The 7,803-nt window shown below is 71.2% G+C and carries 7 protein-coding genes; 1 reads left to right on the forward strand and 6 read right to left on the reverse strand.

The features are described 5' to 3' along the window. Positions 1–6 precede the first annotated feature (6 nt). Positions 7–573, forward strand: coding sequence for a hypothetical protein (locus K883_RS00895; RefSeq protein WP_036453382.1), 567 nt, complete (start codon positions 7–9; stop codon positions 571–573). Here the strand turns inward: K883_RS00895 and K883_RS00900 are convergent. The 6 genes from K883_RS00900 to nusA form a co-directional block, all read right to left on the reverse strand. After that, complete coding sequence (locus K883_RS00900; protein ID WP_020823177.1) at positions 570–1,904, reverse strand: MATE family efflux transporter; 1,335 nt, start codon at positions 1,902–1,904, stop codon at positions 570–572. The genes K883_RS00895 and K883_RS00900 overlap by 4 nt on opposite strands. Continuing rightward, a complete protein-coding gene (locus K883_RS00905; RefSeq protein WP_179300155.1) occupies positions 1,901–2,902 on the reverse strand; it encodes a DHH family phosphoesterase in 1,002 nt (333 codons plus the stop codon). Before K883_RS00905 ends, K883_RS00900 begins: the two co-directional genes overlap by 4 nt. Beyond that, positions 2,877–3,365, reverse strand: a complete 489-nt coding sequence (gene rbfA, locus K883_RS00910) for a 30S ribosome-binding factor RbfA (RefSeq protein ID WP_008258717.1) — start codon at positions 3,363–3,365, stop codon at positions 2,877–2,879. Before rbfA ends, K883_RS00905 begins: the two co-directional genes overlap by 26 nt. 6 nt (positions 3,366–3,371) lie before the next feature. Beyond that, on the reverse strand, positions 3,372–6,140 hold the full coding sequence (gene infB / locus K883_RS00915) for a translation initiation factor IF-2 (RefSeq protein ID WP_036453383.1): 2,769 nt from the start codon (positions 6,138–6,140) through the stop codon (positions 3,372–3,374). 75 nt (positions 6,141–6,215) lie between these two features. Continuing rightward, the gene (locus tag K883_RS00920) at positions 6,216–6,491 is read right to left on the reverse strand and encodes a YlxR family protein (protein WP_009955965.1); all 276 of its coding nucleotides are present in this window, start codon (positions 6,489–6,491) and stop codon (positions 6,216–6,218) included. A gap of 156 nt (positions 6,492–6,647) precedes the next feature. After that, a complete protein-coding gene (nusA, locus tag K883_RS00925; protein ID WP_008258725.1) occupies positions 6,648–7,694 on the reverse strand; it encodes a transcription termination factor NusA in 1,047 nt (348 codons plus the stop codon). Positions 7,695–7,803 lie beyond the last annotated feature (109 nt).

Raw genomic sequence — 7,803 nt, forward strand, 5'->3', positions numbered from 1 at the left:
CAGGTGATGCGCGCGGTTGTGGGAATCAGCAGGGCGCTCGCCTGCCTGGCGCTGGCGGCATCGGCGATCGCGGCCGGTGCGCCCCTCGCGGCCGCCCAGCCACCGCCGAAGTTCCCCAACCTCGACGGCTACACCGCCGTCCCCGCCGAGGGCTACCTCAGCACCGGCGCCTCGCCGCGGATCGCCTTTTCGGCCCCGTACGCGCTGGTCTGTGACTTTTACGGCGGGCCGGCGCCCGCGCCGCAACCCTCACAGGACATCAAGTGCAAGGGCGACATGTCGGGCATGGACGACGTCCCCATCCCCGGGGGCCGCCCGCGGCCGGGCGATTGCGTCGTGGGTTCCGTCGACTTCAAGGGCCCCGGCTACCAGTTGAGCCGCATGTCCTACAGCGGATGCGACGGCAACCCGCCCGCGCTGCCCACGGGCGCCAAGCTGTTGGCCGCGGGCCAGAAGTTGACCTACCTCAACGTCACCTGCGCGGTGGGAGCCGACAACCTGGTCGCCTGCCTGGACACCACCAGCGGCGACCACGGATTCGTCGTGCAGCGCTCGGGCAGCTGGGCGTTCTAGCGGCCCGTGGTGGCCGCCCAGCGGCCCGAGATCGCCCGGGCGCCAACGAAGACCAGCCGCAGCAGCACGAACGTGGTCAGCCCCGTCCAGATGCCGGCCAGACCCCAGCCGAACACCAGCGACAGCCAGATCAACGGCAAGAAGCCGACCAGCGCGCTGATCACGGTGGCGGTGCGCATGAACGCGGCGTCCCCCGCACCCAGCAGCACGCCATCCAGGGCGAAAACAATTCCGGCAAAGGGTAATTGGGCCACCAGGAACCACCACGGCACCCCGATCGCGGCCAGCACCGAACGGTCGTCGGTGAACAGGCGGGGCAGCGCGGAAAACCCGACCGCGCAGACGGCCGCCAGCAGGGCGGCGGCCGCCGCCGAGAACAGCGTCACCCGCCGCGCCACCGATTTCGCGTGCGCGGCGTCACCGGCGCCCAGCGCGGCGCCCACGAGGGCCTGCGCCGCTATCGCCAACGAATCCAGCACCAGCGCAAGGAATTCCCACAGCTGCAGCACGACCTGATGCGCGGCCAGCGCCGAGGCGCCGAATCGGGCGGCGACCGCGCCCGCCGAGACGAAGCAGGCCTGAAAAGCCAGCGTCCGCACCACCAGGTCCCGGCCCATCACGAGTTGGGCCCGCAGCACGGCGCGGTCCAGCCGCAGCGGTGCCCGCTCGGCCAGCAGCGCGCGCCCGAACAGCACCGCGGCCAGCCACTGGCCCGCCAGGTTGGCCACCGCCGATCCGGCCAGCCCCAACCGCGGCAACCCCAGCCAGCCGTAGACCAACAGCGGGCACAGCAGCGCCGAAAGACCAAAGCCGGCAACCACATAACGCAGCGGGCGGACGGTGTCCTGCACGCCGCGCATCCACCCGTTCCCCGCCAGCGACACCAAAATGGCCGGGGCGCCGAAGATCGCGATGCGCAGCCACGGCAGCGCCGCCGCGGCGATCGCCTCCCCGCCCACTTTGCCGCCGGCGATCACCGACACCAGCGGCACCGCCGCGGCCTGCACCGCGATCACGACGAGCGCGCCCAGCCCCAGCGCCAACCACGTCGCCTGCACGCCCTCGGTCACCGCCGACGAGCGGTTGCCGGCGCCGAAGTGGCGGGCCGAGCGTGCCGTCGTGCCGTAGGACAGGAAGGTGAGGTCGGAACCCACCAGGCTGAGCAGTAGCCCGCCGATGGCCAGCCCGGCCAGGCTCAGGGCGCCGAGCCGGCCGACGACCGCGGTATCGAAGAGCAGGTAGAGCGGTTCGGCCGCCAGCACGCCCAGCGCGGGCAGCGCCAGGCCGGCGATCCGACGGCCCCCGGCGTCGGGTCGATCCGGCTCGGTCACCCGAGCGCGGTGCGCAGCGCCGCGACGGCGTCCTCGATCGGGCCGGTGGTCGAGTAGCCGGCCGCCAGCCGGTGCCCGCCGCCGCCGAATGCGGACGCGACCGTCGCCAGGTCCACTTCGGCCTTGGCCCGCATCGATACCGACCACTGCCCCGGCGCGACCTCCTTGAAGACCGCGGCCACCTCGGCCTGCTGCGTGGTCCGCACGATGTCGACGATGCTTTCGACTTCCTCCGGGCGGGAGCCGCTCCAATCCTGGTGGCCGACAACGGCATACACCAGCCCTCGGCCGCCGGCCGCGCCCGGCACCAACTGGGCCGACGCCAGCACGCGCGACAGCAGCGGCAGCCATCCGAACGGATGGGTGTCCATCAGGGTCCGGCTGATGGCGGCGTTGTCCACGCCGGCGTCGACCAGCCGGGCGGCCAGACGAAGGGCGCGCGCGCTGGCCCAGCGGAACGATCCGGTATCGGTCGTCAGGCCGGCGTAGATGCAGTGCGCGACGTCGGGATCGATGGGCTTGCCCCACGCGTCGAGGATGTCGGCGATCATCATCGTGGTCGAATCCGCCGACACGTCAACGAAATTGGCGGTGCCGAACATGTCATTGGAGGCGTGGTGGTCGATCACCAGCACCTCGGCGCCCGACACGGCCAGCTCGCTCAACGCGCCCAGCCGCTTGACGCTCGGAACGTCAACGGTGACAACCAGATCGACGTCGCGGCGCATCGCGTCCGGGCTGACCAGCAGGTGGCGGCCCGGCAGCGATGCCAGCGATTCCGGCAGGCCGGCGGGCTCGGCGAAACTGACCTCGGCCCGCTTGCCGCACTTGTCGAGCACCAAACCCAGCGCCAGACCGGCGCCGATGGTGTCGGCGTCTGGATGCACGTGGGCGATCACCGCGACGGTGGCGGCGTCCGACAGTAGGTCGACGGCGGCCGGCGCGTCGACGCGTGCACCCACACCGGCCAGTTCAGTATTCGCGTTGGTCGTCGTCACCGATGCTCCCGTCGAGGCCGGGCTCGGCGCCCGATCCGCTATCCCGGTATGGATCGGCCTCCCCAGCCGGCTTGGCGCCCGAACGAACCCGCGCCAGATCAGCGTCCGCGGCGCGGGCCCGCGCCAGCAACTCGTCCATCCGCTGCACGTTGTCCGACGTGGTGTCGCGGGTGAACGTGAGGGTGGGCGTGAAGCGCACGCCGGTGCCCGCCCCGACCATGGTGCGCAGCGCGCCCTTGGCCCGCTCCAGCGCGGCCGCGGCGGCGCCGTAGTCCGGCTCGTCGTCCAGCGTGCGCCCCATGACCGTGTAGAACACGGTCGCGTCGTGCAGGTCGGCGGTCACCTTCGCGTCCACGATGGTGACCCCGTCGAGCCCGGGGTCCTTGATCTCGAACTCGATCGCCGAGGCGACGATCGTGTTGATCCGCTTGGCCAGGCGGCGGGCCCGGGCGGGGTCAGCCATGCCGGGTCACGACCGTTCCTTTTGGACCAGCTCGTAGGACTCGATGATGTCGCCTTCCTTGATGTCGGAATAGCCCAGCGTCATACCGCATTCGAAGCCCTCGCGGACCTCGGTCACATCATCCTTTTCGCGTCGCAGCGAGTTGATCGTGAGGTTCTCGGTGACCACGACGTTGTCGCGCAGCAACCGGGCCTTGGCGTTGCGCCGCACCACGCCGGAGCTGATCATGCAGCCGGCGATGATGCCGACCTTGGAGGACCTGAAGATCGCCCGGATCTCGGCGCGACCCAGCTGGTTCTCCTCGTAGATCGGCTTGAGCATGCCGCGCAGGGCCTTCTCGATCTCGTCGATCGCCTGGTAGATCACCGAGTAGTAGCGGATCTCCACGCCCTCGCGGTTGGCCAGCTCGGTGGCCTTGCCCTCGGCCCGCACGTTGAAGCCGATGATCACCGCGTCCGACGCCGACGCCAGGTTGACGTTGGTTTCGGTGATGCCACCGACACCGCGGTCGATGACGCGCAGCGCCACCTCGTCGTCGATCTGGATGCCCATCAGGGCCTCTTCGAGCGCCTCGACCGTACCGGCGTTGTCGCCCTTGAGGATCAGGTTCAGCTGGCTGGTTTCCTTCAGCGCCGAGTCCAGGTCCTCCAGGCTGATCCGCTTGCGCGAGCGGGCCGCCAGCGCGTTGCGCTTGCGCGCGCTGCGCTTGTCGGCGATCTGGCGGGCGATGCGGTCCTCGTCGACGACCAGCAGGTTGTCACCGGCGCCGGGCACCGACGTGAACCCGATGACCTGCACGGGCCGCGACGGCAGCGCCTCTTCGACGTCGTCGCCGTGCTCGTCGACCATGCGGCGCACGCGCCCGTAGGCGTCGCCGGCGACCACCGAGTCGCCGACGCGCAGCGTGCCGCGCTGCACCAGCACGGTCGCGACCGGCCCGCGGCCGCGGTCCAGGTGCGCCTCGATCGCGACACCCTGGGCCTCCATGTCGGGGTTGGCCCGCAGGTCCAGGGCGGCGTCGGCGGTCAGCAGGACCGCCTCGAGCAGCGCGTCGATGTTGGTGCCCTGCTTGGCGGAGATGTCGACGAACATCGTCTCGCCACCGAAATCCTCTGCCACCAAACCGTATTCGGTGAGTTGGCCGCGGATCTTGGCCGGGTCGGCGCCCTCCACGTCGATCTTGTTGACCGCCACCACGATGGGCACATCGGCGGCCTGCGCGTGGTTGATGGCCTCCACCGTCTGGGGCATGACGCCGTCGTCGGCGGCGACCACCAGGATCGCGATGTCGGTGGCCTTCGCGCCGCGGGCACGCATGGCGGTGAACGCCTCGTGACCCGGGGTGTCGATGAAGGTGATCGGCCGCTCGTCGCCGTCGTGCTCGACGGACACCTGGTAGGCGCCGATGTGCTGGGTGATGCCGCCCGCCTCGGCCTCGCGCACGTTGGCCTTACGGATGGTGTCCAGCAGCCGGGTCTTACCGTGGTCGACGTGACCCATCACGGTCACCACCGGCGGGCGGGTCTGCAGGTCTTCCTCGGTGCCTTCGTCCTCGCCGTAGGTCAGGTCGAAGGACTCGAGCAGCTCGCGGTCCTCGTCCTCCGGGCTGACGACCTGGACGACGTAGTTCATCTCGCTGCCCAGCAGCTCGAGCGTCTCGTCGCCCACCGATTGGGTGGCCGTCACCATCTCACCGAGGTTGAACAGCGCCTGCACCAGCGAGGCCGGGTTGGCGTTGATCTTGTCGGCGAAGTCGGAGAGCGACGCGCCGCGGGCCAGCCGGATAGTCTCGCCGTTGCCGTGCGGCAACCGCACACCGCCGACGACCGGGGCCTGCATGTTCTCGTACTCGGCGCGCTTCGCCCGCTTCGACTTGCGGCCACGCCGGGGCGCGCCGCCGGGACGGCCGAACGCGCCGGCCGCACCGCCGCGCTGGCCGGGACGGCCACCGCCGCCACCGGGGCGGCCGCGGAAACCGCCGCCGCCTCCGGGCGGGGCGCCGACTCCGCCGCCACCGCCGCGGTAGTTGCCGCCTCCCCCGTCACGACCGGCGGGACCACCGGGCCGGCCGCCGCCGGGCCGCGGGGCGCCGGGGCGCGGCGGGCGGCCCTGTCCGGCGGCGCCGGCGGGCCGGGGTGGCATGTTGCCCGGGGAGGCGCCGGGCCGCGGCGCGCCCGGACGGGGCGCTCCGGGACGCGGCGCCGCCGGGCGCGGGATGGGCCGGTCGACGGGTTGCGCCGACGAGAACGGGTTGTTGCCGACGCGCGGGGCGCGGGGCTTGGGGATGGGGCCGGGGCGCGGGCCCGGCGTCATGCCGGGGTGCGGCGCCTGGCCGGGAGCGGGCGGCTTCGGCTGCCCTGGCGACGGCGCCGACGGGCGCGCGGGGGCCGGCCCCGGTCGCGCCGGGGCGTCGCTCGGCGCGGCGCCGGAGGCCTGGGCGGCGGCGGGCGCCGCGCCACCGGGCTGGGCCGGCGTCGCGGTCGCTTCGCCGTTGCCGGCGGGTTTGTTGATCGCGTTGTCGAGGGCCGCGTCGAGCGACTTGTCGGGGGCCTTGGCGGCCGCCTTGGCGTCGCCTTTCGCGGCCTTCGCGGGGGCCTTCTCGGCCGCGGGCTTGCCGCCCCCGAAGGACTCGCGCAGCCGGCGAGCGACCGGCGCTTCCACCGTCGACGATGCGGATTTGACGAATTCGCCCTGATCATTCAGTCGGGCGAGGACTTCCTTGCTGGTGACACCGAGTTCCTTTGCCAACTCGTGTACGCGGGCCTTACCTGCCACTACATCTCCTGTCTATGAGGCGACAGTCGTGGGGCCGCGCCTCGGGTTTAGCTATGACACATTGTCATCGGGACTTCACGGTGTGCTCATGTTCTTTGCTACCTGTTCTGTTGCCGGGCGATCGGGCGCACTCAGCGACTCTATGTGCTCGACCACCGCGGAGGTGTCCGGTGAACCGGTGATGCGCAGCGCCTTGGTGAAAGCCCGCCGCCGGATCGCCTGTTGTGCGCAGTGCGGCACGGGGTGCAGCCACGCACCCCGCCCCGGCAGGCGACTGCCTGTGTCAACGATCACGGCGAATTCGCCGTTCCCGGTCGGCACAGCCACCACGCGAAGCAGTTCGACGGCCAACTCTCGCTTTCGGCACCCGATACACGTCCGCACGGGTCCACCCATGTGTCGGTGCGCCCTTCTGGGTTTCGGAGGCCGAAGGCTCACGCTGGATCACGGCTAGTCTAGCGTCACCGGATCGATGGTCAGCACCGCCCGAGGGTGTGCGGGCGCGCCCTAGCGGTCGTGGGCCATTCCGTGGGTGGCGCCGTGTTCGGGCTCGCTCTCCGCGTGCCCGCCGGGCGAGTCCCCGCGGATGTCGATGCGCCATCCGGTGAGCCGGGCGGCCAGCCGCGCGTTCTGCCCCTCCTTGCCGATGGCCAGTGACAACTGGAAATCGGGGACGACCACCCGGGCGGCGCGGGCGGACTGGTCGATGATCGACACCGAGACCACCTTGGCCGGCGACAACGCGTTGGCGACGAACCGGGCCGGGTCCTCGTCGTAGTCGATGATGTCGATCTTCTCGCCGGAGAGCTCGCTCATCACGTTGCGGACCCGCTGCCCCATCGGGCCGATGCAGGCGCCCTTGGCGTTCAGGCCGGGCAGGTTCGACTTCACCGCGATCTTGGAGCGATGGCCGGCCTCGCGCGCCACGGCCACGATCTCGACCGACTCGTCGGCGATCTCGGGCACCTCCAGGGAGAACAGCTTGCGGACCAGGTTGGGGTGGGTCCGCGACAGCGTGATCAGCGGCTCGCGGGCCCCGCGGGTCACCCCGATCACGTAACACCGCACGCGGTTGCCGTGTTCGTAGCTTTCCCCGGGGACCTGCTCGGCCGCCGGGATCACGCCCTCGGACGCCTTCGTCTCGGTGCCCATCCGGACCACCACCAGGCCGCGCGCGTTGGCCCGGCTGTCACGCTGGATCACGCCCGCGACGATCTCGCCCTCACGCGTGGAGAACTCGCCGTAGGTGCGCTCGTTCTCGGCATCGCGGAATCGCTGCAGCATCACCTGGCGTGCGGTGGTGGCGGCGATGCGCCCGAAGCCCTCGGGGGTGTCGTCCCATTCGCTGATGACGTTGTCGTCTTCGTCGGTCTCCCGGGCGATCACCCGGACGACGCCGGTCTTGCGGTCGATCTCGATCCGCGCGTCGTTCTGATGGCCCTCGGTGTGCCGGTAGGCGGTGAGCAGCGCGGACTTGATGGTCTCGAGCAGCTCGTTGACCGAGATGCCCCGATCCACCTCGATCGCATGCAGTGCGGCCATGTCGATGTTCATCTGCGCCGCTCCTCCTCATCGCTACGCTCTGCATCGTCGCCGGCGCGGTTCATCAGCACCGCTCCTTCTCATCGCTACGCTCTGCATCGTCGCCGGCGCGGTTCATCAG

Source organism: Mycobacterium sp. TKK-01-0059 (genome assembly GCF_000709305.1).
Taxonomy (GTDB): domain Bacteria; phylum Actinomycetota; class Actinomycetes; order Mycobacteriales; family Mycobacteriaceae; genus Mycobacterium; species Mycobacterium intracellulare.